At 73.2% G+C, this 22,409-nt stretch carries 19 protein-coding genes and 2 pseudogenes; 15 read left to right on the top strand and 6 right to left on the bottom strand.

Translation table 11 applies throughout. The annotated features are described in order from the left end of the window. Nucleotides 1-110: 110 nt before the first annotated feature. Nucleotides 111-383 carry a hypothetical protein gene (locus tag AB0927_RS09635; RefSeq protein ID WP_366666981.1) on the bottom strand — a complete coding sequence of 91 codons (273 nt, stop codon included), beginning with the start codon at nt 381-383 and terminating at the stop codon, nt 111-113. A 172-nt stretch (nt 384-555) separates the two neighbouring features. Between AB0927_RS09635 and AB0927_RS09630 the strand changes: the two genes are divergently transcribed. Next, nucleotides 556-2,073, top strand: coding sequence for an MFS transporter (locus AB0927_RS09630; protein ID WP_366666980.1), 1,518 nt, complete (start codon nt 556-558; stop codon nt 2,071-2,073). Between the two features lie 13 nt (nt 2,074-2,086). Here AB0927_RS09630 and AB0927_RS09625 read toward each other — a convergent pair whose 3' ends face one another. Beyond that, on the bottom strand, nt 2,087-2,872 hold the full coding sequence (locus AB0927_RS09625; protein ID WP_366666979.1) for an SDR family oxidoreductase: 786 nt from the start codon (nt 2,870-2,872) through the stop codon (nt 2,087-2,089). Nucleotides 2,873-3,040: 168 nt separating this feature from the next. Between AB0927_RS09625 and AB0927_RS09620 the strand changes: the two genes are divergently transcribed. Beyond that, nucleotides 3,041-4,378, top strand: coding sequence for a DUF2993 domain-containing protein (locus AB0927_RS09620; protein WP_366666978.1), 1,338 nt, complete (start codon nt 3,041-3,043; stop codon nt 4,376-4,378). Between the two features lie 37 nt (nt 4,379-4,415). On the opposite strand, the gene AB0927_RS09615 is transcribed toward AB0927_RS09620, so the two are convergent. Beyond that, nucleotides 4,416-5,288 carry an SDR family NAD(P)-dependent oxidoreductase gene (locus AB0927_RS09615; RefSeq protein WP_366666977.1) on the bottom strand — a complete coding sequence of 291 codons (873 nt, stop codon included), beginning with the start codon at nt 5,286-5,288 and terminating at the stop codon, nt 4,416-4,418. Between the two features lie 69 nt (nt 5,289-5,357). On the opposite strand from AB0927_RS09615, the gene AB0927_RS09610 reads away from it, so the two are divergent. Beyond that, nucleotides 5,358-6,026 carry a TetR family transcriptional regulator gene (locus tag AB0927_RS09610; protein WP_366666976.1) on the top strand — a complete coding sequence of 223 codons (669 nt, stop codon included), beginning with the start codon at nt 5,358-5,360 and terminating at the stop codon, nt 6,024-6,026. 220 nt (nt 6,027-6,246) lie between these two features. On the opposite strand, the gene AB0927_RS09605 is transcribed toward AB0927_RS09610, so the two are convergent. Then, nucleotides 6,247-6,930 (bottom strand): TetR/AcrR family transcriptional regulator, encoded by a 684-nt coding sequence (locus AB0927_RS09605; RefSeq protein ID WP_366666975.1) that lies wholly within the window; start codon nt 6,928-6,930, stop codon nt 6,247-6,249. 135 nt (nt 6,931-7,065) lie between these two features. Here AB0927_RS09605 and AB0927_RS09600 point away from each other — a divergent pair, with 135 nt between their 5' ends. The 12 genes and pseudogenes from AB0927_RS09600 to AB0927_RS09545 all read left to right on the top strand — a co-directional run bounded on the left by AB0927_RS09600 (nt 7,066) and on the right by AB0927_RS09545 (nt 18,206). Further along, nucleotides 7,066-8,256 carry a cytochrome P450 gene (locus tag AB0927_RS09600; protein ID WP_366666974.1) on the top strand — a complete coding sequence of 397 codons (1,191 nt, stop codon included), beginning with the start codon at nt 7,066-7,068 and terminating at the stop codon, nt 8,254-8,256. Nucleotides 8,257-8,263: 7 nt separating this feature from the next. Beyond that, nucleotides 8,264-8,485 carry a ferredoxin gene (locus AB0927_RS09595; RefSeq protein ID WP_366666973.1) on the top strand — a complete coding sequence of 74 codons (222 nt, stop codon included), beginning with the start codon at nt 8,264-8,266 and terminating at the stop codon, nt 8,483-8,485. A 146-nt stretch (nt 8,486-8,631) separates the two neighbouring features. After that, complete coding sequence (locus AB0927_RS09590; protein WP_366666972.1) at nt 8,632-9,051, top strand: hypothetical protein; 420 nt, start codon at nt 8,632-8,634, stop codon at nt 9,049-9,051. A gap of 269 nt (nt 9,052-9,320) precedes the next feature. After that, nucleotides 9,321-9,734 carry a MarR family winged helix-turn-helix transcriptional regulator gene (locus tag AB0927_RS09585; RefSeq protein ID WP_366666971.1) on the top strand — a complete coding sequence of 138 codons (414 nt, stop codon included), beginning with the start codon at nt 9,321-9,323 and terminating at the stop codon, nt 9,732-9,734. Further along, nucleotides 9,731-11,449: pseudogene (locus tag AB0927_RS09580) on the top strand (MFS transporter); the annotation flags it as partial. The gene AB0927_RS09585 and the pseudogene AB0927_RS09580, both read left to right, overlap by 4 nt. A gap of 72 nt (nt 11,450-11,521) precedes the next feature. Beyond that, entirely contained in the window at nt 11,522-12,028 is a 507-nt protein-coding gene (locus AB0927_RS09575; protein WP_366667106.1) for a carboxypeptidase-like regulatory domain-containing protein, read from the top strand. Between the two features lie 276 nt (nt 12,029-12,304). Further along, nucleotides 12,305-13,534: an acyltransferase gene (locus tag AB0927_RS09570; protein ID WP_366666970.1), complete on the top strand. Its 1,230-nt coding sequence runs from the start codon at nt 12,305-12,307 to the stop codon at nt 13,532-13,534. Nucleotides 13,535-13,779: 245 nt separating this feature from the next. Next, entirely contained in the window at nt 13,780-14,676 is an 897-nt protein-coding gene (locus AB0927_RS09565) for an STAS domain-containing protein (RefSeq protein ID WP_366666969.1), read from the top strand. Next, nucleotides 14,673-15,053, top strand: a complete 381-nt coding sequence (locus tag AB0927_RS09560) for an STAS domain-containing protein (RefSeq protein WP_366666968.1) — start codon at nt 14,673-14,675, stop codon at nt 15,051-15,053. The genes AB0927_RS09565 and AB0927_RS09560 overlap by 4 nt, the downstream gene beginning before the upstream one ends. Next, entirely contained in the window at nt 15,053-15,499 is a 447-nt protein-coding gene (locus AB0927_RS09555) for an ATP-binding protein (RefSeq protein ID WP_366667105.1), read from the top strand. The genes AB0927_RS09560 and AB0927_RS09555 overlap by 1 nt, the downstream gene beginning before the upstream one ends. Then, complete coding sequence (locus AB0927_RS09550) at nt 15,496-16,542, top strand: SpoIIE family protein phosphatase (protein ID WP_366666967.1); 1,047 nt, start codon at nt 15,496-15,498, stop codon at nt 16,540-16,542. Before AB0927_RS09555 ends, AB0927_RS09550 begins: the two co-directional genes overlap by 4 nt. Continuing rightward, nucleotides 16,539-18,206: a PP2C family protein-serine/threonine phosphatase gene (locus tag AB0927_RS09545; RefSeq protein WP_366666966.1), complete on the top strand. Its 1,668-nt coding sequence runs from the start codon at nt 16,539-16,541 to the stop codon at nt 18,204-18,206. The genes AB0927_RS09550 and AB0927_RS09545 overlap by 4 nt, the downstream gene beginning before the upstream one ends. Before the next feature lie 67 nt (nt 18,207-18,273). Here AB0927_RS09545 and AB0927_RS09540 read toward each other — a convergent pair whose 3' ends face one another. Both AB0927_RS09540 and AB0927_RS09535 read right to left on the bottom strand, forming a co-directional pair. Continuing rightward, nucleotides 18,274-20,538 carry a catalase gene (locus AB0927_RS09540; protein WP_366666965.1) on the bottom strand — a complete coding sequence of 755 codons (2,265 nt, stop codon included), beginning with the start codon at nt 20,536-20,538 and terminating at the stop codon, nt 18,274-18,276. 439 nt (nt 20,539-20,977) lie between these two features. Next, nucleotides 20,978-22,337, bottom strand: a pseudogene (locus AB0927_RS09535) (ornithine decarboxylase). Nucleotides 22,338-22,409: the final 72 nt, after the last annotated feature.

Genomic DNA, 22,409 nt, shown 5'->3' with positions numbered 1-22,409 from the left:
TGTCCATTGCACAAGCCAACGCCTGTGCAGATCTCGCGGGCTCAAACTAACCGCTTCGTACGGTGTTCGTACCGCTACGGTGAGTACGTGAAGGTCCGGTACGCCGCGCGTCAGGGGATGTCGCCGGTCCAGTCGAGGCGGGCGCGGTCGCCGGGGCGCGGGGCGTACACCGCCCGGCCGCCGGTGCCGAACCGGCCCAGCTCGGTCCGCAGCGGGATGCCCGTGGCGGGGGCGTCGTCGGCCCGGTCGGTGATGTCCAGCAGCAGTCCGTCCAGGGGGCCGCCGACCAGTTCGGCGTACCTGCGGTCCGGGCGCGGGCCCGGGTCCTCGTGGTCGTGGCCGTAGACCCTGCCGCGCAGCAGCTGCTCGTCGTCGCCGTTCATGGTCCAAGCCTCGCAGCCACCACTGACAACGGGATCTTGCCGAGGACGGCACGGATTCACGTCCGGACGGATTTTCTTCCCGCCCTTTGCGGTTGCAGCTAGAGGTGTGTGTCCGCGCCCCGCGCGGGAACCTGGTTTCCTTCGGGCGGGGTCCGAGCCGAGAGGAGCCCAGGTGACAACGTCGACGTCGGCGGCAGGCGGTCGCGGTCAGGGGGCTCAGGAGGCCGGTCGGCAGCCGGATCCGCGCCGGTGGCGGGCGTTGTGGGTGACGCTCGTGGCCGGCTTCATGAGCCTGCTGGACGTGACGATCGTGGCGGTCGCCCTGCCCACCGTCCAGCGCGATCTGGGCGCCTCCCCGGCCCAGGTGCAGTGGGTGGTGTCCGGATACGCGCTCACGTTCGCCCTCGCCCTCGTCACCGCCGGACGGCTCGGCGACGCGCTGGACCGGCGCCGGATCTTCCTGCTCGCGCTCAGCGCCTTCGTGCTGTTCAGCGCCGCCTGCGGGGCGGCTCCGGACATCACGCTGCTGGTGGTGGCGCGGCTCGCCCAGGGGCTCGCGGCCGGGTTCATGGCGCCCCAGAACTCCGCGCTCATCCAGCAGCTGTTCCGGGGCGCGGAACGCGGGCGGGCCTTCGGGTTCTTCGGCGCGACCGTCGGCATCTCCTCCGCCGTCGGGCCCATCACCGGCGGCGCCATCCTGGCGCTGGCCTCCGGCGCCGACGGCTGGCGCTGGATCTTCTACGTCAACGTGCCCATCGGCATCCTCGCCGTGCTGCTCGGCCGCCGGCTGCTGCCCCGCGTCGAGGGGTCCGGGCGGGGCCACGTGGACGTGGCCGGTGTGCTGCTCCTCGGTCTCGGTGTGCTCGCGCTGATGTATCCGCTGGTCCAGGCGGACTCGGGCGGGATCGGCCGGCTGTGGTGGCTGTTCCCGGTGGGTGCCGTGGTGCTCGCCGTCTTCGTCCGGTGGCAGCGGCGCCTGGTGGCCAGGGGCGACCAGCCGCTGCTCGATCCCCGGCTGTTCAGCACCGTGCGCGGCTACGCGGTCGGCGCGGGTGTCGGCACGCTGTACTTCATCGGGTTCAGCGGCGTGTGGCTGGTCTTCGCGCTCTTCTACCAGCACGGTCTGGGCTTCTCCCCGCTGCGCTCCGGGCTCGCCGTGACCCCGTTCGCCGTGGGGTCGGCGGTCGCGGCCGTGGTCGCGGGGCGGATGGTCGAGCGGCTCGGCCGCCTGCTCACCGTGTGCGGTCTCGCGGGCGTGATCGCCGGTCTCGGCGGCACCGCGCTGCTGCTGCACTCCGTGGACCTCGGCATCGCCCCCTGGGTCGCCGCCCCGGTGCTGTTCCTCGGCGGCATCGGCGGTGGGTTCGTGGTCTCGCCCAACTTCACGATGACGCTGCGGGACGTGCCCGTCCGGATGGCGGGCGCGGCGGGCGGCGCGCTGCAGACCGGGCAGCGGCTCGGGGCGGCGGTGGGTACGGCCGCGCTGCCCGGCCTCTACTACCTGGTGCTCGGCCGGCACCACGACTACCGTGCCGCCGTCGTCGTGGCGCTGGTCGCCGCGCTCGTCGGGATGGTGGCGTCGCTGGCGCTCGCGACGTTCGACTGGCGGCGGGACCGCCCGGCGGGCTCGGGCGGCGGGAAGCACCCGCGGGAGGTGGCCGGCGATCCGGTGCGCTCCGGGAGGTCGTGACCGGCGCGGCGGCTCAGAAGAATCCGCCGTCCACGGGGAGGGTACGACCGGTCATGTACGCGGCGTCGTCGCTGGCCAGGTAGGCGTAGCCCGCCGCGATCTCCTCGGGCCGGGCCAGCCGGCCGAGCGCGCCGTGCGCCGACATCCACTGCCCGAGCGGGATCTCACCGCGCAGCATGGGGTGCTGGTACGCGGCCGCGTTCTCGGCGGCCATGTCGGTGTCGGTGCCGCCGGGCGCGATGGCGTTGATGGTGATGCCGCGCTGTCCCAGCTCGGCGGAGAGGTTGAGGACCATCGACTCCACGGCGGCCTTGGACGCGGCGTACAGGGTGTGCGCGAAGACCGCGCGGGACGCGCTGACCGAGGAGGTGAGCACGATCCTGCCGCCCTCCCCCATCCGGGCGGCGGCGTGCTGGGCCGCGAACAACTGGCCGCGGGTGTTCACGGCGAAGACGTGGTCGAAATCGGCCGGGGTGAGGTCCGCCAGGGCGCCGAAGTGCTCGATGCCCGCGCAGGAGGCCAGCACGTCCAGTCGTCCGAACTCCGCGACCGCCCGCTCGATCAGCGCCTCGCTCTGACCGGGATCGGCCACGTCCGCGCCGTGGGCCAGGGCCTTGCCGCCGTCGGCCTCGATCGCGGTGACCAGCGCGTCGGCCGCCGCCCGGTTGTTCCGGTAGCCGACGACGACGGCCGCCCCCTCGGCCGCCAGGCGCGTGGCGACCGCCGCGCCGATCCCCCGGCTGCCGCCGGTCACCACCGCGGCCTTGCCCACGAAACGCCCGCTGTCCCTCGCCGTCATGGAGGTCTTCCTTCCTGCGCTGCACGGGCCCGTCGCCGCCGGATTCCAACGGCGGCTCTTCAGGGACGAGTTGAGCATGGCTCGACAACACGTGCGAATCGGGCCATTCCGCGTCCGCCCCCTCGTCAGAGTTGCGGGCCTGGTGGGGTTATGTGATCAAATCTGCCGATGCGTACCCCCCACACATCGACGCATCACACCACTCACTCCGACGGACCCGACCCCGCCCGGGTTCCGTCCGCGCGAAGCCCGTACGACGAACTGGCGGCACTCTCGGACGATCCCGCGGGCGCCCCGGCGGACGGTCCCGCAGGCATTTCAGCGGCCGGTCCGGTGGACGGTCCGGCGGCCGATCCGCTGGACGGCCCGGCGGGCAGTCCGCTGGACGACTTCCTCCGCGTGGACGACGACCCGGACCGGCAGGACGGCGAGGCCGACGCCTGGATGCCACCCAACCACAGGCGCCGGGGCCGCCGCCGTAACCGGGCCACCGGGCTGCCCACCATGCTCAGGCTGCTCGTCTGGGTGCTCACCCTCGCCTGTCTCGTCACCCTCGCCGACCGCTGGGCGCTGCTCTACGCCGAGCGCCAGGCCGCCGACCAGCTCAAGGACCGGCTGCATCTCACCGCCGCGCCCGAGGTACGGATCGGCGGCTTCCCGTTCCTGACCCAACTGCTCGACCGGCGCCTGGATTCGGTCCGGATCACCGTCCCGGACGTGCCGGCCGAGCGGGTCACCCTGACCCAGGTCACCGCCACCGCACGCGGCATACGCATCGACGGCGACGGGCCAACCGCCATACGCGGAGCACTCGTTCCGCGGATGAACGGGCAGGTGCTGCTGTCCTTCGCCGACATGAACCGCGAACTGGGCGCCTCCCAGGTGTCGTTCAGCGCCCAGGGGCCGGGCCGGATCAGGGCGCTCGGCTCGCTGCGCCTGGCCGGACGCGATGTGCGGGTGCGCGCGGACGCCCACGTGCGGCGCGACGGGGACCGCGGCATCAGCACCTCGGTGGACGGGATGCGGCTGGACATCGGCGACCTCGCGACCTACCGCCCCGGCACCGGCCCCGCCGAGGGGCTGCATCTCACCCGGCCCGCGGCGCGCCGGATCACCCGGGAGGCGGACAAGGTCAAGGCGCTGCTGGGCGTCCCGGAGCTCGTGCACCGGCTGGGCGTGCCGGACGGCACGGTGCGCGCCGCGCTGCACGACGAGGACCGGCTCCACCGGCTCACCGGCGCGCCGTACTTCCTGCACCGGCTGACCGGGGTGAACCTCGCGGACGTGGCGCTCGCCCACCCCGAGGTGCTCGAACGGCTCGGCGTCGACCCCTCCCTGCTCACCGCCCTGACCAAGCTGACCCGCCCGCAGATCGCCGACCGCTTCGCCTTCGCCTTCCGGATCCCGGAACCGCCCTCCGGCGCCCTGCGGCTGCGGCGGGTCGCGGTGGACAGGGACGGCGTCCACGTCTACGTCAGCGGGACGGGGCTGCTCGTGGGCAAGTGAGCGGCCCACGGGCCCGCGGGCAGGGCCGCGCGGGCTCTCACGACGGGAGCGGCGCGGGGTAGGGCTCGCCGAAGTCGGCCGAACGGCTCACCTTCTCCCAGGCGCCCGCCTCGGCGAGCTGGCGCCGGGAGTAGTCCAGCGCCATGGTCACGGCGTTCACCCCGAGCAGGAGATGGCTCGGGACCTCGCCGCGCCGCACCGTCTCCACGATGATCTCGGCGGCGCGGCGCGGGTCCCCGGCCGCGCCGGCCGTGTTCTGCCGCATCAGCCGGTTCATCGCGCCCACGGTCGCCTCGTAGGCCTCCGGAACGTCATGGACGGTCATGGAGGAGCCGGCCCAGTCGGTGGCGAAGCCGCTCGGCTCGACCACCATGACCCGCACGCCGAACGGCGCGGTCTCCGTCGCCAGGACCCGGCTGAAGCCGTCCACGGCGAACTTGGCCGCCTGGTACGACGCGATGCCCGGCGAACCGCCGACCCGGCCGCCGACCGAGGAGAACTGCACGACGGTGCCGGCCCCCTGCCGGCGCAGCACGGGGAGCGCGGCCTTGGTGACGTGGTAGACGCCCCAGAAGTTCGTCTCGAACTGGGCGCGGAAGTCGTCGTCCTCGGTCGTCTCGATGGGCGACACGTTCGCGTACCCCGCGTTGTTCACGACCACGTCGATGCGGCCGAAGTGGGCGACGGCCGCGTCGACGGCCGCGCGTGCCGCGTCCGGGCCGGTGACGTCCAGGGCGAGGGGCAGAACGCGGTCGCCGTAGTCGGCGAAGGCCTCCGCGAGGGCCTCGGGGCGGCGGGCGGTGGCCACGACGCGGTCGCCGGCCTCCAGGACGGCGGCGACGAGGGCACGGCCGAAGCCGCGCGACGAACCGGTGACGAACCAGACCTGTGAATCATCCTGTGCACTCATGCCATTAGTACAACACCGTTCTCTTATTAATGCAACACCGTTGCCTTACGGCTTTCTATGATGGCCTCCATGAGTGAGCCTGCCTTTCAGCGTGCGCGCAGTGCCGAGGCCAAACAGGCGCGGGAGGCGGCGATCCTGGACGCCGCCCGGACGCTCGGCGGGGTGCGGGGGGTACGGGACGTCACCCTCACGGACATCGCCGCCGCCGTCGGCATGCACAAGTCGGCGCTGCTGCGCTATTTCGAGACGCGGGAGCAGATCTTCCTCGCGCTGACCGCCGAGGGCTGGCGGGAGTGGTCCGCCGCCCTGCTCGGCGACCTGGCAGAGCGGTCCGAGGCCACGCCCGCCGAGGTCGCGGCGGTGCTCGCGGGCACGCTGGCGGCGCGCCCCATGTTCTGCGACCTGCTCGCGCAGGCGCCGCTGAACCTGGAGCGGAACGTGTCGATCGAGTCGGTGCGCTCCTTCAAGCTCGTCACGCTGCGGGCGGTCGAGCTGATCAGCGGCGAGCTGGGCCGGTTGCTCGGCCTCGACGAGGCGCAGAGCGTCGACACTGTCGCCACGGCGACGAGCCTCGCCGGGGCGCTGTGGCAGATGGCCACGCCCGGCCCGCGCCTGCGCGAGCTGTACACGAGCGATCCCCGGCTCAGCCATGCGGTGGTGGAGGTGGAACCGCGGCTGAACCGGGTGCTCACCGCGTATCTCACGGGACTCGGCGTACGGTCGACCGCGGCTACCTGAGCAGGGGTGGCAGGAGTCTTCGCACCGGGGCGGGGTCCGGGCAGGGATTTCCGCCGCGCCGGGGCCGGTCCGGCCGCGGTTTCGCGCCTGGGCCGGGACCGCTTCGGTCGCCGCTTCCGTTTTCCGGCCGGGTCAGGACCGGTCCGGCCACGCCTCGCGCGCCGGTCACCGGTTCGACTCGGCCCGCGGCCCGAGGCCCGAGGGTCGTACCGCGCGGTGTCTACGACCGTACGCCGGGCCGCGCCTCCTCCGTACCCGCATCGCCCGCCCCCGCCTCCCCGCCGGGCAGCACCGGCAGCAGCCGGTTCAGGGCCGTGAGGACGTGCGCGCAGACCGCGTCCGGTGCGGCACTGGCCAGCGGCTCCTGGCCGACGACGACCCGCATCAGGCCGATGCCGAGCAGCCAGGCCATCGCGAGCTGCGCGCGCAGGGTGCTGTCGTCGGCCTCGGAGAGCGAGGCGAGCGCGGCGGCGTACTCCTCGCCCAGCGCGCGGACCGTCTCCGGGGCGGCGTCGGCGCTGCCGATGGAGCGCAGATACACGGCCAGCAGCCGGTCCGCACCGGCCCCGCCGCCCTCCGTGAGCACGCCGCGCAGCGCGGTTTCGAACAGCCGCTCGGGCGGCGTGGTGCTCAGCTGCTCCTTGCCGTCCTGCGCCATCACCTCGGTGACCAGGGCTTTCTTGGAGCCGAAGTACCGGAATATGAGCGCCTGGTTCACCCCGGCGCGAGCCGCGATGTCCCGGACGGTGGCCGCCTCGTAACCGCGCTCGGCGAAAACCGCGCCGGCCGCGCCGAGGATGCGCGCGCGGGTCTCCCGGGCATCGCGCGGACGCTGGGGCGGCTCCCCGCCCGGGGCACCGCCCGTGCTCCGGTCCTGGTCCCGCGTGCACTCGCCGCCGCCCACCCGCTGCTCCTTCCGCCGCCCCGCGCCCGCGCGCGTCCGCCGAGGACCCGCAGACTAACGGCCGATTAGTGTCGTTGCGTGCCCGTTGAGCGGCTCCTAGCGTTGTAAGCGTGTGCTTACACAAGGGAGACAGCTGTGACCGCAACGGACCACACCCCCCTCGCCTACCCCTTCAACTCCGGCCACGACCTGGAACTGTCCGAGGCGTACGACCGCGCCCGTGACACCCCCGGACTGCTGCGCGTGCGGATGCCGTACGGGGAGCCGGCCTGGCTCGCCACCCGGTACGCGGACGCCCGGCTGGTCCTCGGCGACCAGCGTTTCAGCCGTGCGCTGAGCCTCGAACACGACGAGCCGCGCGCCTCCGAGGGCCGCCGGGACAGCGGGATCCTCAGCATGGACCCGCCCGACCACACCCGGCTGCGTTCCCTGGTGGCGAAGGCGTTCACCGTGCGCCAGGTGGAGAAACTCCGGCCGCAGGTACGGGAGTTGACGGCGACCCTGCTGGACGCGATGGAGGCGGCGGGGCCGCCCGTCGACCTGGTCGACAGCTACGCGCTGCCCATCCCGGTGGCGGTGATCTGCCGGCTCCTCGGGGTGCCGGAGCAGGACCGTCCGCAGTTCCGCGTGTGGAGCGACGCGGCGCTGTCCACCAGTTCGCTGACGGCCGAGGAGTTCGACCGCAACCGCGGGGAACTGCGCGCCTACACGGCCGAGTTGATCGCCGCGCACCGCGCCGAGCCCCAGGACGATCTGATGACGGCGCTGATCGAGGCCCGCGACCACGGCGACCGGCTGTCGGAACTGGAGCTGGTCGACCTGTGCGTCGGCATCCTCGTGGCCGGTCACGAGACCACCGCCACCCAGATCCCCAACTTCGTGCTCACCCTGCTCGATCACCCCGAGGCGCTGGCCCGGCTGCGCGCGGAGCCCGCGCTCATCACGCAGGCGATCGAGGAGCTGCTGCGGTTCGTCCCGCTGGGCAGCGGGGCCGGTCAGGCCCGGTACGCCACGCAGGACATCGAGGTCGGCGGCACCCTGGTGCGCGCCGGGGAGCCGGTGCTGGTCGCCATCGGCGCGGCCAACCGGGACGCGCTGCGCTTCACCGAGGCCGGGGCGCTCGACATCTCCCGTGACGGCAACGCGCACCTCGGCTTCGGCCACGGCGTGCACCACTGCCTCGGCGCTCCGCTCGCCCGCCTCGAACTCCAGGAGGCCATCGGGGCGTTGGTGGCGCGCTTCCCCGCACTGCATGTCGCCGGTGACATCACCTGGAAGACCGAGATGCTGGTGCGCGGGCCCCGCGTCATGCCGGTGGGGTGGTGAGGCGGCGATGAGCTGGCGGCTGCGCGTGGACCCCGGCCACTGCATCGGCTCCGGCATGTGCGCCGGGACCGCGCCGGACCTGTTCGCCCTCGACGGCGACCGCTCGCACCCGGTGCGCGAGCACATCCCGGAGGGCGACGAACGCGCCCTGGACGCGGCCGACATCTGCCCGATGCAGGCCATCACCGTCCGGGACGCCGACGGGAAGGAGATCGGGCCCCGCGCGTGAGGACCGCACCGGCTGTTACGGGACGGGGACAAACCGTCAGTGAACGCCCGCCCTTGTGGTGACGTCGTCTCAAGTGACCGCGCCAATCGGCATGTTCCTCTCCTTTGGCGTGAACAGTTGAACTCACCACAGAAAAGGACAGATTCATGACGGTCACGAAGCGGCGTTCCCTGCGCGTTGCCGTCGTCGGCGTCCTGGGCACGGCCTCGCTCGCCCTCGCGGGCACGGCGCCGGCCGCCACCCCGGCCGCCCCCATCGCGGCCCCGGCCGGCGTCCGGGCGGCCACGGTCGCCGAGCCCGGCATCACGGCCACGCCGTCGGTGTCGTCCGTGCGCGCCTGGACGCTGTTCCGGGTCACCGGCAAGACCACCGGCATCGCGGCGGGCACCAAGCTGACCCTCCAGCAGAAGCAGCGCGGCAAGTGGGTCACCCTGCCCGCGTCCACGCCCGTCAACCGCGGCGGCTCCTACGCGCTGCGCGTCGAGCTGGGCCTGAAGGGCAGGAACGACCTGCGCATGATCGGCGGCGGCACGGCGTCCCCGGTCTTCGGCGTCACGGTGCTCTGAGCGACCGCTTTTCCCCGAGGAACCGGTGCCGGGACGGGCTCATCCGTCCCGGCACCGGCATGTCCTGACGCTCCGCCCACCGGTCCGGTCCCTCCGCCCGCCGGTCCGATCCCTCCCCGCGCCGCCCCCAAACTTCTTAACGAAGATTTTCATAGGATTCCTATATAGGCGGGTGATACTTAAAGGGTGTGGATCACTCTCACAGAGATGCGGACGTGCAGCAGACCGCACAGTTACTGGCGGAGACGGCATCTGCCGTGATCAGAGCCGTGACGGACCACAGGGACCTCAGTTTCACCGCGGCCTCCACCCTGGCGCGGCTGGAACGCGAGGGTCCGGTCCGGCTCACGCTCCTGGCGGCGGCGGAGGGCGTGGCCCAGCCGTCCATGACCCAGTTGGTGCAACGGCTCGAACGCCAGGACCTGGTCATGCGCGTCGGTGACGCCGTGGACGGCCGGGTGACGCTGGTCGCCGTCACCGACGCCGGGCGGGAGGTGCTCGCCGCCCGCCGCCGGTCCCGGGACGCACGCCTGGCCGACCTGATGGCCGGTCTGCCGGCCGACGACCAGCGCGCGCTCACCGCGGCCATGCGCGTCGTGGCCCCGCTCGTCCGGCGCATGCTCACCGACACCGCCCCGCCCGCCCCCCTGCCCGAACGGCCTGACACCGGGAGCAACCGATGACGACCCACGAGACCGACCGGATATCCGGTGCCGCCGACACCGGGCCGCACCGCCGGCGCGGATGGATCGGCGCGGACCACCCGGGCTACAAGTGGGTGGCGCTGACCAACACCACATTGGGCATGCTGCTCGCCACGATCAACAGCTCGATCGTGCTGATCTCGCTGCCCGGCATCTTCACCGGCATCCGCCTTGACCCGCTGCAGCCCGCCAACGTCAGCTATCTGCTGTGGATGCTGATGGGCTACATGCTCGTCACCGCGGTGCTGGTCGTGGCGCTCGGCCGGCTCGGCGACATGATGGGCCGGGTCCGCATCTACAACGCGGGCTTCCTGATCTTCACACTCACCTCGGTGGTCCTCTCGCTCGACCCCTTCCACGGCGGCAACGGCGCACTGTGGCTGATCGGTTGGCGCATCGTGCAGGCCGTCGGCGGTTCGATGCTGATGGCCAACTCGGCGGCGATCCTCACCGACGCGTTCCCGGCGCGCCAGCGCGGCATGGCCCTGGGCGTCAACATGGTGGCGGGCATCGCCGGTTCGTTCCTCGGCCTGGTGCTCGGCGGTGTGCTCGTCACCTGGAACTGGCGCTCCATCTTCTGGGTGAACGTGCCCATCGGCCTGATCGGCACGGTGTGGGCGTACAAGTCGCTGCACGAGACCGGCATCCGCAGACCGGGGCGGATGGACTGGTGGGGCAACATCACCTTCGCCATCGGCCTGACCGCGCTGCTGGCCGGGATCACGTACGGCATCCAGCCGTACGGCGGCCACACCATGGGCTGGAGCAACCCCTGGGTGCTGGCGGGCCTGATCGGCGGCGCCGTGATGCTCGCGGTCTTCTGCGTCGTGGAGACCAAGGTCCCCGAACCGATGTTCCCGCTGCGGCTGTTCCGCGACGCGGCCTTCACCGGCGGCAACGCGGCGACCCTGCTCGGCGCGATCGCCCGGGGCGGGCTGCAGTTCATGCTGATCATCTGGTTGCAGGGCATCTGGCTGCCGCTGCATGGTTACGACTACGCCGACACCCCCCTGTGGGCGGGCATCTACATGCTCCCGCTGACCATCGGCTTCCTGCTCGCCGGGCCCCTCTCGGGCGCGCTGTCGGACAAGTTCGGGGCGCGGCTGTTCGCGGCGTGCGGCTTCCTGGTGATGGCGGTGTCCTTCGCCGGGCTGCTCGTGCTGCCGAGCGACTTCTCGTACTGGGTGTTCGCCGCGCTGATCTTCCTCAACGGGCTCGGCGGCGGCCTGTTCGCCGCCCCCAACACGGCGATCATCATGTCCAGCGTGCCTGCGGATGCCCGCGGTGCGGCCTCCGGCATGCGCGCCACCTTCCAGAACGCGGGCATGGTGCTGTCCATGGGCGTGTTCTTCTCGCTCATGGTCGCGGGGCTCGCCGGGTCCCTCCCCGACACCCTCTCCACCGGCCTGACGGCCCAGGGCGTGCCCGCGGGGGCCGCGCACACGGTGGCCCAAATTCCGCCGGTCGGCGTCCTGTTCGCCGCGTTCCTGGGCTACAACCCCATCCAGCATCTGCTCGGTCCGGACATCCTCGGCCATCTGTCGCCGTCCGCGTCCGCGCATCTCACCGGCCGCGAGTTCTTCCCGCACCTGATCTCGCAGCCGTTCCACGACGGCCTGGTCGTGGTCTTCTCCCTCGCCATCGCGATGTCACTGGCGGCGGCGGGCGCGTCGCTGATCCGCAGCCGCCGACCTGCGACGGCGGGTTCACCGTCTCCCGCACCGGCACCGGCCGCGGCGGCGACGACCACCGCCCCGCCCGCCGGGGTGCTGCGCGGCCGGGTGTACGACAGCACGGGTCGGCCCCTCGCCGAGGCGACCGTCACCCTGGTCGACCGGTCCGGGCGCCAGCAGGCGCTCACCGGCACCGACGAGGACGGCACGTACGAGCTGACCCCGGCGCAAGCCTCGCCGTCCACCCTGGTCGTCTCGGCCGCCGGACACCAGCCGCGGGCCGTACAGCTCGACGCCGGAGCCGGTCCCGCCGTACCGGACGTCACCCTCACGGGCACGGGCAACGTCCACGGCACGGTGCGCCACGAGCACACCGGCCGGCCGGTCCCGGACGCGCGCATCACCCTGCTGAGCGCCTCCGGCGAGGTGGTCGCCTCGGCGGCGACGGACACCGACGGCACGTACACCCTGGAGAACCTGGCCCCGGGCACCTACACCGTCGTCACCTCCGGCTACGCCCCCGTCCCCACGGGGGTGACCCTGGGCGAGGGCAAGACCTGCGAACTGGACCTCCACGTGGGCCACCACGACACCGACTGACCCCCGAGTACCTCCAAGGGGCGCGGTTCACGGAACCGCGCCCCTTTCGCGAGCGGTGACCGCCGTACCGGCCGGCTTCGTGCCCGTGGCCAGGGGGCCGCCAGCCGGTGGAGACCCTGTCGCTCGTATGGGTGTAGCGGGGGTCGGGTCCGTGGCGCGTGGGGGGTTGGGTCGTTCGGCATCTGTGTGATGTTTGCCACGTGATGCGATGAACGGAAGTGGACCGGCAACGTTCCCCTCCATGCCCCACACCAACCCTCTGCGGCAGGTGATTCGATGACCACGGCGACGACCCGGGCGCTCCGGACGACGCCGCCCGCTCCGACCGGCACGCCGAACGCCCGTGTTCCGCCCGCCGCCAATCCCTCCCTGCCGTCCCTGACGGGGCTGCGGTGGATGGCGGCGCTGCTGGTGTTCGGACTGCACGTCAACAACTTCGGCTACTTCGGAGGCACCGGCGGCCACCTGGTCGGCTGGGGATTCGGTGCCGGTGCCACCGGAGTGTCGTTCTTCTTCGTCCTGTCGGGATTCGTCCTGACCTGGTCGGCCCGGCCGGGCGACAGACCCCTCGCCTTCTGGCGGCGGCGCATCGCCCGTATCTACCCGGTGCACCTGGTCACCCTCGCCGTGGCCCTGCTGATGGCCCTCACCCTGGCGCACCAGGGCAGACCCGCGCCGCGGCAGGCGCTGGCCAACGTCCTGCTGCTGCACTCCTGGTGGCACCCCTGGTGGCAGACGCTCAACCCGGTCAGCTGGTCCCTCGCCTGTGAGGCGTTCTTCTACGCCTGCTTCCCGCTGCTGATCCTGGTGCTGCGCCGCCTCGGGGCGCGCGCGGCGACCGCGCTGGGCGCCCTGTCGGCGGCCTCGGTGCTGCTGCTGGCCTGGTCGGACGCGCACCACTGGTGGACGTACACGCTCTATTCGTTCCCCGCCGCCCGGCTGCCCGAGTTCGTGCTCGGCGCGGTCGCCGCCCGCCTGGTGCTGCTCGGCCGGTGGCGCGGGCCGGGGCTGGAGGCCTCGCTCGCGCTGGCGATCATCGGCTACTTCCTGGTACCCCAGGTCACCCCCGGCTACTCCGCCACCGTGTGCACCCTCGCCGGGTTCACCCTGCTCATCCCGGCGGCGGCCGTCGCCGACCTGAACGGGCTGCCGTCCCTGTGGCGGCACCGGCGCCTGGTGCGGCTCGGGGAACTGTCGTTCTCCTTCTACATGATCCATCTGCTGGTGCTGCGCGCCGCCACCAACCTCCTGGGCGCGAAGCCCCACTTCGGCGTCCTCGCGGGCCTCGCCGTCACCGCCACCGCGTTCGCCGTCTCGCTCGGGCTGTCCTGGGTGCTCTACGAGGCGGTCGAGTGCCCGGCCAGACGGCTGCTGCTGCGCCGCCGACGGGAGCCCGCGGCGGCGTCACGGCAGCCGCGGCAGGAGCCGGACCCCGTGCCGGGACGGCGGGAGGCCACCTCGGGTACCGCCGACCGGGCCGCCGCGGCCGACGGCCGGCAAAGGTGATGTCCGCAACAGTCGGGAGAGTCTCGCGCCATCCTGGGTAGACGGCCCACCGGCAGCCGCGCCGGACCGCGGCGCCGGCCGGTCGTCACCGGTCGGCAGCCGCTGTGAACTGGCCATACGGCAAGGGAAGTTGGCACGTCAGCGCCCTTCTCGGGTTTGGCCGGGCCGGACAGCGGCGGCTAGGGTTGCCGGACGGTGGAGATCAGCCGCCGGCCGGCGGCTCCCGGGTTGTGCGAGAGGAGAACGTGACAGTGCCGAAGGAGCAGGACGTGGCCGCGTCGGCGCCGCAATTGGTGGGTTCCTTCCTGGAGCGGCGCAGGGAGCAGATCGCCCAGCGCTGGGCGGACGCCCCCCTGTTCAGGTCGGTGTTCACGGTCTCCCGGGACGAGGCCGTCGAGGCCAGCAAGGCGGTCGTGGACGCCCTCTCCGACGTCGCCGTCAGCGGGCGTCTCGAGGACACCGGCGCGCCCGGGTACGAACCGGTGCGCGATCAGCTGGGGCGGATGACCCAGAACCGCGCACGCACCGGTGCGACACCCTCCGGGATAGCCGACGAGGTGGCCGCCCTGCGCGCCTCCGCCGTCGACCTGCTGCGCGAGGAGTTCGCGGACCCCACCGCCCCGCAGGCCCAGGAGAGCGTGCTGGCGCTGACGCTGCTGGTGGGCACCCTGCGCCTGGTCGTGATGGAGACCGCTCTGGACGCAAACGCGGAGCTGATCGAGCGGCAGCGCCAGCAGCTGCTCGAAGTGGCCACACCCGTCATCAAGCTGTGGGAGGGCACCGTCGCCGTCCCGCTGATCGGAACCCTGGACAGCGCGCGCAGCCAGATCGTGATGGAGTCGCTGCTGGAGGCCATCGTCGACCAGCGCGCCCGGTACGCCATCCTGGACATCACCGGGGTGTCCACCGTGGACTCGCTGGTGGCGCAGCACCTGATGAAGACGGTGGCCGCCGCGCGGCTGATGGGGGCCGAGTGCATCGTCTCCGGCATCCGTCCGGCGATCGCCCAGACGATCGTGCAGCTCGGCATCGACCTCGGCTCGGTGCTCACCCGGGCCTCGCTCGCCGACGCGCTGGCCTACGCGCTGGGCCGGCAGGGCATCGAGGTCTCCCGCGCGCAGACGGGTACGAACGCCCGGTGAACGAACCCGTACCCGGCCACCCGGGCCCCGTACCGGTGCTCGCCCTCGGCGACGTGCTGCTCGTCTCGCTCCAGGGCGAACTGCACGACGGCCTCGCCGAGCAGTTGCAGCAGGACCTCAGCCACCGCATCGCCACCACCGGGGCGACCGGGGTGGTCATCGACATCTCCGGAGTGGACATCGTCGACTCCTTCCTCGGCCGGGTGCTCGCGGAGATCGCGTCCGCCGCCCGGCTGCTCGCCGCCCGTACGGTCCTGGCCGGGATGCGGCCCGCCGTCGCGATCACCCTGGTCGAGCTGGGGCTGGCCCTGCCCGGCCTGACCACCGCGCTGGACGTCGACCGGGCCATGGAAGTGCTGTCCCAGAGGGGGAGATGATGCAGCCGTCCGGCCAGGCGTCCGCGACCAGCTTGCCCATCGGTTCGGACGCGGATCTGGCCTGGGTCCGGCAGCAGGTACGGCAGTACGCGGCGGCCCTCGGATTCGGTCTGGTGCAGCAGACGAAGCTGGTCACGGCGGCGAGCGAGCTGGCCCGCAACACCCTGGTGCACGGCGGTGGCGGGCACGCGGAGATCACCCCGCTGGACAACGGCCGCGCCCGCGGCCTCAGGATGAGCTTCGTCGACAGCGGCCCCGGCATCCGCGATCTGGAGCTGGCCATGACCGACGGCTACACCACCGGGGGCGGCCTCGGGCTGGGGCTCAGCGGGGCCAAGCGGCTGGTGCAGGAGTTCAGCGTGGACACCGCGCCGGGCCGGGGTACGACCGTCACGGCCGTGGCCTGGGTGGCCCAGGTGCCCTCGTCGCGACCGGGGATGGCATGAGCCGGGTCTGGGAGGTCCCGGTCCACGACTCCACGCGCGTACGGGACGCCAGTAGGGCGGTCCGTCAGGCGTGCGGGCAGGCGGGCCTTGGACCGGAGCGTACGGGGGCCGGGGAGCTGGTGGCCACCGAGCTGGCCACCAACCTGCTCCGGCACGCGGGCGGGGGCACCCTGGTGGTCAACCTGGTGCCGTCGCCGTCGGGCGAGGCAACCTCGGTGCGGCTGTTCACGCTGGACCACGGGCCGGGCATCGCCGACGTCGCGGCGGCCCTGCGCGACGGCTGCACCACCGCCGAGTCCTCCCTCGGCGCGGGCCTGGGCAGTTGCCTGCGCAACGCCGACGCCTTCCGGCTGTACGGCGCCCCGGGGCGCGGCACGGTGGCGACGGCGCGGATCGACCCGGAGTCCGAGAGGGGCGGCCGGGCGCTCGACGGCCCCTCGGCCGGCGGCATCGTCCTCTCGCTCGCCGGGGCCGAGACCTCCGGTGACGCCTGGGGCTGCGTGCACCACGGCGGGCTGGTGAGCCTGCTGCTCGCCGACGGGCTGGGGCACGGGCCCAAGGCCGCGCACGCGTCCTCCGCGGCGGTGGCGGAGCTGCGCCGGGCCGCGCATCTGCCGCCCCCGGAGATCCTGCGGCGGCTGCACACGGCCCTGCGCCCCACCCGGGGGGCCGCGGTCGCCGTGGCCCAGGTGGACGCGGAGAAGGGGGAACTCGCCTTCTCCGGGGTCGGCAACATCGGCGCCCGGCTGCGCGCCTCGGACGCGGCGGACGGCTGGAAGTCCCTGGTGTCGCATCCGGGGATCGTCGGGGCGTACTTCCCGGCGCACGTCCCCTTGCGCCGGGTGCCGTGGCACCGGGACAGTCTGCTCGTGGTGCACAGTGACGGGCTGCCCAGCCGCTGGACCCCGCCGACGGACCCGCGGCTGCTCGCCCACGACCCGTCGGTGCTGGCCGCGACCGTGCTGCGGGACGCGGGCAGCCCCGCCCGCCCCCCGCGCGACGACATCAGCGTCGCCGTACTCGTCCCGGACCGGCGCCCATGACCACGACCTGCGACACCTGGACCCTCGCGGGCCCCGTCGACGCGGCCCGCGCCCGTGCCCTGCTGGCGCGGCTCACGGCGGACGCGGGGGTGCCGGCACGGGAGCGCGCCGGTTTCCTGGCCGCGCTGACCGCCCAACTGCGGCCCTGCTGGGAGGGGCGGCCCCAGAAGCTGACCGTGACCGTCGACGGGAACCTCCACCTCGCCCTGGACGGTCCCGAGCCCTGGCGGCACACCGTGGCCTGCGCCTCCCCGCCGCCCCGGCCCCTGCCCCGGCCGGGCGACCTGGCCGAGGCCGACCTCGCCGCCGCGCTGCTCGACGCGGGCGAGGACACCGCCGCCGTCCTCGCGGGGCTGGACGAGGCGGAGGAGCTGGTCCGGTTCCACCGGGAGGAGCTGCACCAGACCAACCAGGGCGTGCTCGCGCTGCACGGCGAGCTGGAGGCGGCCGCGGTGGCGCAGCGGAAACTGCTCGACGCCGAGCGCGCGGCCCGCGCGGAGGCGGAGGACGCCCGCCGGCTGCTGACCTTCCTCGCCGACGCCAGCGCCGCCCTCAACGCCTCCCTGGACCACGAGGACATCCTGCGCCGGCTGCCCAAGCTGCTCGTCCCGGAGTACGCCCGGCACGTGGACGTGTGGCTGGTGGACGACGAGGAGACCCCGCCGGCCGAGCGGGCGGCGGCCGCGGTGACGGCGGCCCGCACCGGGCGCCCCCAGCACGCGGGGCCGCATCCCGGCGGGCTGCCGGGCGTGGACGATCTGCCGGCCTCCGCGCTCTCCCCCGACCGGCCGCTGCTGTGCCTGCCGCTCGGCGCGCGTACCGTGCAGGGCGTGCTGACCCTCGCGGCGCCCGGCGAGCGGTTCGCGCCGGACACCACGGTGATGCTGCTGGAGCTGGCCCGGCGGGCGGGCATCGCGCTGGACAACGCCCGCCAGTACGAGCAGCACCGGGACGTCGCCGAGGCCCTGCAACGCGCCCAGCTCACCGAGTTGCCGGACACCCCGGGGCTCGCGCTGGCGGCGCGTTATCTGCCGGCCACCCACGGGCTGAACATCGGGGGCGACTGGTACGACGCCTTCCCGGGGCCCGACGGCAGTGTGCTGGCGGTGATCGGGGACGTCACCGGACACGGGCTGCGCGCCGCGGTGATCATGGGGCAGTTGCGCACCGCGCTGCGCGCCTACGCCGTCGAGGGCAACGGGCCCGCCCGCATCCTCACCCTGCTGCACCGGATGCTCCGCCACCAGCAGCCGGAGCTGTACGCCACCTGTGCCATCGCCCGGTTCACGCCGGGTGAGCCCGATGTGGTGTGGGCGGCGGCCGGGCATCCGCCCGCGCTCGTGCGCGGACCCGGGGGCGAGGTGCGGGTGCTGGACGCCAAGCCGGGGATCATGCTCGGGGTGCCGGTGCCGTACGAGTACGAGGAGCACCGCGAGGAACTGGCACCCGGCGCCACCCTCGCGCTCTACACGGACGGCCTGGTGGAGCGCCGGTCCGCCGGGATCGACGCGGGCATCGAGCGGCTGGCCCAGGCCCTGGGCACGCTCGGCGCGGCGGAGCTGCGGGAGCTGGACGCGGCGGCCGACGCCCTGCTGAAGCCGATGCTGCGGGACTCCGAGCACGACGACGACATCTGTCTGTTGCTGTGCCGGACCGCCGCCTGACATGCCCGTGCGCCGGCCCCCGGGGCGGGGTACCGGCGCACGGGCGGGCCGTCGTCACCGGCCGGACTCAGGCCGCGGACGGGAAGCGCTCCCAGACCCGGTGTGCGCCCAGCAGCTCGACGAGCTGCTGAAGGACCGCCGTCGCGCCGTCGCCGACGATCACGCCGGGCTCGTCGAGCCGGATGCCCGCCGCCTCCAGCGCGCTCTCGCCGCCCTTGGCGGCGCCGATGGCCTTGCCGTGCCGGTACGCCTCGGCCAGCAGCAGCCCCACGCGGGGGTCGGGGGTGGACAGTGCCGTGGACAGGCCGGCCTTGGCGTCGCGGGCACCGTAGGCGTCGGCGCCGACGCCGGGGGTGCCGGCCACCAGCAGCGCGTCGTACTCCACCGAGCGTGCGGTGGCGTAGGTCCGCTGCACGGTCAGGGCGTCGCCGCCCGCGCCGAGCTTGCCGCCCTTGGGGGCGATGACCAGCGGGACCATGCCGCCGTTCAGCACCTCCTGGCGGACGGCCGCCACGCCGTCCAGGTCGCCGTCCTCGCCGGTGATGATGCCGATGACCCGGCCGTCGGTGGGCCAGGTGCGGCCGACCTGGGAGAGGGCGGGGCTCGGCGCCACGTCGGCCAGCGGCTCGGTGGGCTTCGGCACCGGCAGGCCGAGGCCCTCGGCGACGCCCTCGCACAGCTCGGGGTCGATGTTCGCCAGCACCTGCAACGCCCGCTCGCGGATGGCCTGTTCGTAGCACTTGGCGAGTTCGAAGGTGTAGGCGCCGATGATGTGCTCGCGCTCCACCGGGCTCATGCTGAGCCAGAACCGGCGCGGCTGGCTGAAGTGGTCGGCGAACGACTCCGGCGCCTCGCGGACCTTGGTGGCCTCCGGCACCCGTACCGGCGCCTCGACGTAGGCACCCATGTCGGCGCCCGCGGTGAACGGGCAGCCGCCGTCGAGGGAGTTGGGGCGGTAGGGGGCCACGCCGCGGTGCACGGCCGTCTGGTGGAAGCTGTCGCGCAGCATGTCGTTGACGGGCGCGTGCGGCCGGTTGATCGGGATCTGCGGGAAGTTGGGGCCGCCGAGTCGGGTGACCTGGGTGTCCAGGTAGGAGAAGAGCCGGCCGGCCAGCAGCGGGTCGTCGGTGATGTCGATGCCGGGGACGAGGTGGCCGACGTGGAAGGCCACCTGCTCGGTCTCGGCGAAGAAGTTCGAGGGGTTGCGGTCGAGGGTGAGCAGACCGATCGGCTGCACGGGGGCCAGTTCCTCGGGGACGATGTTCGTCGGGTCCAGCAGGTCGATGCCCTCGAAGGTCTGGTCGGGGGTGTCGGGGAAGGTCTGGATGCCGAACTCCCACTCGGGGTAGGCGCCCGCCTCGATCGCGTCGGCGAGGTCCCGGCGGTGGAAGTCGGGGTCCACGCCGCCGATGATCTGCGCCTCCTCCCACACCAGGGAGTGCACGCCCAGCTTCGGCTTCCAGTGGAACTTCACCAGGGTGGTCCCGCCGTCGGCCGCCACGAGACGGAAGGTGTGGACGCCGAAGCCCTCCATGGTGCGGAAGGAGCGCGGGATGCCCCGGTCGGACATGTTCCACATGGTGTGGTGGGTGGCCTCGGTGTGCAGGGTGACGAAGTCCCAGAAGGTGTCGTGGGCGCTCTGCGCCTGCGGGATCTCCCGGTCCGGGTGCGGTTTGCCGGCGTGGATGACGTCCGGGAACTTGATCGCGTCCTGGATGAAGAAGACCGGCATGTTGTTGCCGACCAGGTCGAAGACGCCCTCGCTGGTGTAGAACTTCGTGGCGAAACCGCGGGTGTCGCGGACGGTGTCGGCGGAGCCGCGGGAGCCGAGGACCGTGGAGAAGCGCACGAACACCGGCGTCTCGACGTCCTCGGCGAGGAAGGCCGCCTTGGTGACGTTCGCGGCCGTGCCGTAGCTGCGGAAGACCCCGTGGGCACCGGCGCCGCGGGCGTGCACCACGCGCTCGGGGATGCGCTCGTGGTCGAAGTGCATCACCTTCTCGCGCAGATGGTGGTCCTGGAGGAGGACCGGGCCCCGGGGTCCCGCCTTGAGGGAGTGGTCCGTGTCGGCCAGCCGGGTGCCCTGCGCGTTGGTGAGATAGCTGCCGCTCTGGGCCATCCGGGCCTGGTCGGCGCCGGTGGGCTGGCCGGTCGGCGAGACGGTGTCCGGGCCGCTCTGGTCGGGCTTGGGGGGCAGCGGTTCGCGGGGCTCGGTCGGCTCGGCGACCGGTGGCGACTCGGCTCCCGGCTTGCCGGGGATGCCCTCCTGCGGTTCCTCGCCCGCGCCCATCAGCGCGTCTGCCGCTCGCTTCAGAGGGTTCTTCTCGCTCATCAATACCATTCCTTCGCTGCTCACGGGGCGGGCTCGGCATGGCGAGGCGCGACTGGCCGGACGGGTCGGGCCAGAAGTGGGAAAGGGTTGGGTCGGTCGTCCACCGAGGTCCCCGGGCCGGGGCGTCCGAAACCGGGAATCGAGGATTTCCGGCCGGGGTGAAGTCGGGCCGTCTCCCGTCGAGTTGCCGGGACAGCTGGCCCGCCGGACGCGCTGGTCCGGACCCGGAGACCGCTCGGGCAGGGTCAAGTGCTCCCTGCCGAGGGTGTGTTCGCCAGGGGCCGGTTGCTTGACCCGAGGGGGAGGGCAGCACCCGGCCGCCCGCATACGACACCCTAGGGGCAGTCCCGCGGCCGCGCAGTTCGGAGCGGCCGGTCAGGCGTACCCGGGCCTGCCGGGTCGTACGAGTCCGGGGGCGGTCAGGGTGCGGCCCGGGGCGTCAGTCGCGGGCGACGACCCGCAGGGACGCGAGGGAGGGGTCCGCCGCGTCCGCGATCAGGAAGCCGTGCGCGACGCCGCTGCGCAGGTAGTCCAGCACGTCCTCGGTGATGACCTCGCCGGGTGCCACGACCGGCACTCCGGGCGGATAGGGGCTGATCATCTCGGCGGCGACGCGTCCGGCGGCGCGTTCGGCGGGCACCTGTTCGGCGGGCCCGAAGAAGGCCGTACGGGGCAGCATCGCCTGCTCCAGTTCGAGTACGGCGGGCTCGGGCAGGTGCACCGGGGGCCGCCGTTCGATCGAGCCGGCGCGCTCGACCAGGGAGCGCAGCGACTCCACGAGGACCTTCTCGGTCTCGTCGTCGTCGGCGTGCGTGATGGAGGCGTTGATCCGGCAGCTGTCGGAGCCGCCCATGTCGACGTGGCAGTGGGCTCGTAGCCATTCGGTGGCGCCCCGGCAGCTCGCGCAGCACGGCGCGGATCCGTTCGGCGCGGTGCAGGGCGGCGTCCATCAGTTCCCGGCCCCGCTCGGCCATCTGGCGCCGCCATCCGTCCAGGGCGCCGTACACCAGGGAGGAGGCGCTGGTGGTGCCGAGCAGGTCCTCGCGCTGTTTGAGCACGTCGGGGGCGACGCGGTCGCCCTGGAGATGGAAGACGGAGCTCTGTTCGATGGCGCCGCCCATCTTGTGGACGCTGGTGACCACGAGGTCGGCGCCGGCGTCCATGCCCCAGGCCGGCAGACCGGGGTGGAAGGGCAGATGGGCGCCCCATGCCTCGTCCACGATGAGCGGCACGTCCAGGGTGTGGCAGACGTCGGCCACCCCGCGGATGTCGGCGCAGGTGCCCCAGTCGGTGGGCGTGATCAGCAGCATGCCCTTGGCGTCGGGGTGCTCGCGCAGCCGGCGCCGCACGTCGTCGGGCTCGGGCGGATGGGCCAGGTGGCGCTCGGTGTCGAACTTCGGGTGGACCCAGACCGGCTCCACGCCGTTGATGATCACCGCGGCGATGACCGACTTGTGCGCGTTGCGGGACAGCAGCAGCTTCTCCCCCGGTCCCGCGACCGACAGCATCGCGGTCTTCACCGACAGGGAGCTGCCGCAGGTGGAGAAGAAGGCGTGGTCGGCGCCGACGGCGTCCGCCATCAGCTCCTGGGCCTGTTCCAGCACGCCCTGGGACTCCCGGCGGTCGTCGAGGCCGTTCAGGGTGAGCACGTCGGAGCGGAAGACGTCCAGGCCGAGTACGTCGGCGACCCGGGGGTCGGTGCCGCGTCCCTGTTTGTGTCCCGGTGGGCCGAACACCACGTCTCCCCGGCGCCGGAACTCCTTGATGGATTCCAGTACGGGTGCGCGTGAGTGGTCCATGCCCGTCCTCCTGTGCCGCTGGGTGCCGTACCCGACGGGTTGCACCGGGCGCGCCGCGCAAACCCGCGGCGG

It is taken from the genome of Streptomyces sp. NPDC048106, assembly GCF_040706415.1.
GTDB lineage: Bacteria > Actinomycetota > Actinomycetes > Streptomycetales > Streptomycetaceae > Streptomyces.
The sequence above is the reverse complement of the archived record's forward strand: the minus strand, read 5'-3'. Positions and strand labels throughout refer to the sequence as shown.

Excerpts from the sequence above, each read along its gene's own strand:
- AB0927_RS09625 (WP_366666979.1), bottom strand. The coding sequence starts at position 2,872 with ATGACGGCGAGGGACAGCGGGCGTTTCGTGGGCAAGGCCGCGGTGGTG.
- AB0927_RS09555 (WP_366667105.1), top strand. The coding sequence starts at position 15,053 with ATGCAGCCGTCCGGCCAGGCGTCCGCGACCAGCTTGCCCATCGGTTCG.
- AB0927_RS09615 (WP_366666977.1), bottom strand. The coding sequence starts at position 5,288 with ATGAGTGCACAGGATGATTCACAGGTCTGGTTCGTCACCGGTTCGTCG.
- AB0927_RS09595 (WP_366666973.1), top strand. The coding sequence starts at position 8,264 with ATGAGCTGGCGGCTGCGCGTGGACCCCGGCCACTGCATCGGCTCCGGC.
- AB0927_RS09590 (WP_366666972.1), top strand. The coding sequence starts at position 8,632 with ATGACGGTCACGAAGCGGCGTTCCCTGCGCGTTGCCGTCGTCGGCGTC.
- AB0927_RS09635 (WP_366666981.1), bottom strand. The coding sequence starts at position 383 with ATGAACGGCGACGACGAGCAGCTGCTGCGCGGCAGGGTCTACGGCCAC.
- AB0927_RS09620 (WP_366666978.1), top strand. The coding sequence starts at position 3,041 with ATGCGTACCCCCCACACATCGACGCATCACACCACTCACTCCGACGGA.
- AB0927_RS09540 (WP_366666965.1), bottom strand. The coding sequence starts at position 20,538 with ATGAGCGAGAAGAACCCTCTGAAGCGAGCGGCAGACGCGCTGATGGGC.
- AB0927_RS09570 (WP_366666970.1), top strand. The coding sequence starts at position 12,305 with ATGACCACGGCGACGACCCGGGCGCTCCGGACGACGCCGCCCGCTCCG.
- AB0927_RS09610 (WP_366666976.1), top strand. The coding sequence starts at position 5,358 with ATGAGTGAGCCTGCCTTTCAGCGTGCGCGCAGTGCCGAGGCCAAACAG.
- AB0927_RS09550 (WP_366666967.1), top strand. The coding sequence starts at position 15,496 with ATGAGCCGGGTCTGGGAGGTCCCGGTCCACGACTCCACGCGCGTACGG.
- AB0927_RS09545 (WP_366666966.1), top strand. The coding sequence starts at position 16,539 with ATGACCACGACCTGCGACACCTGGACCCTCGCGGGCCCCGTCGACGCG.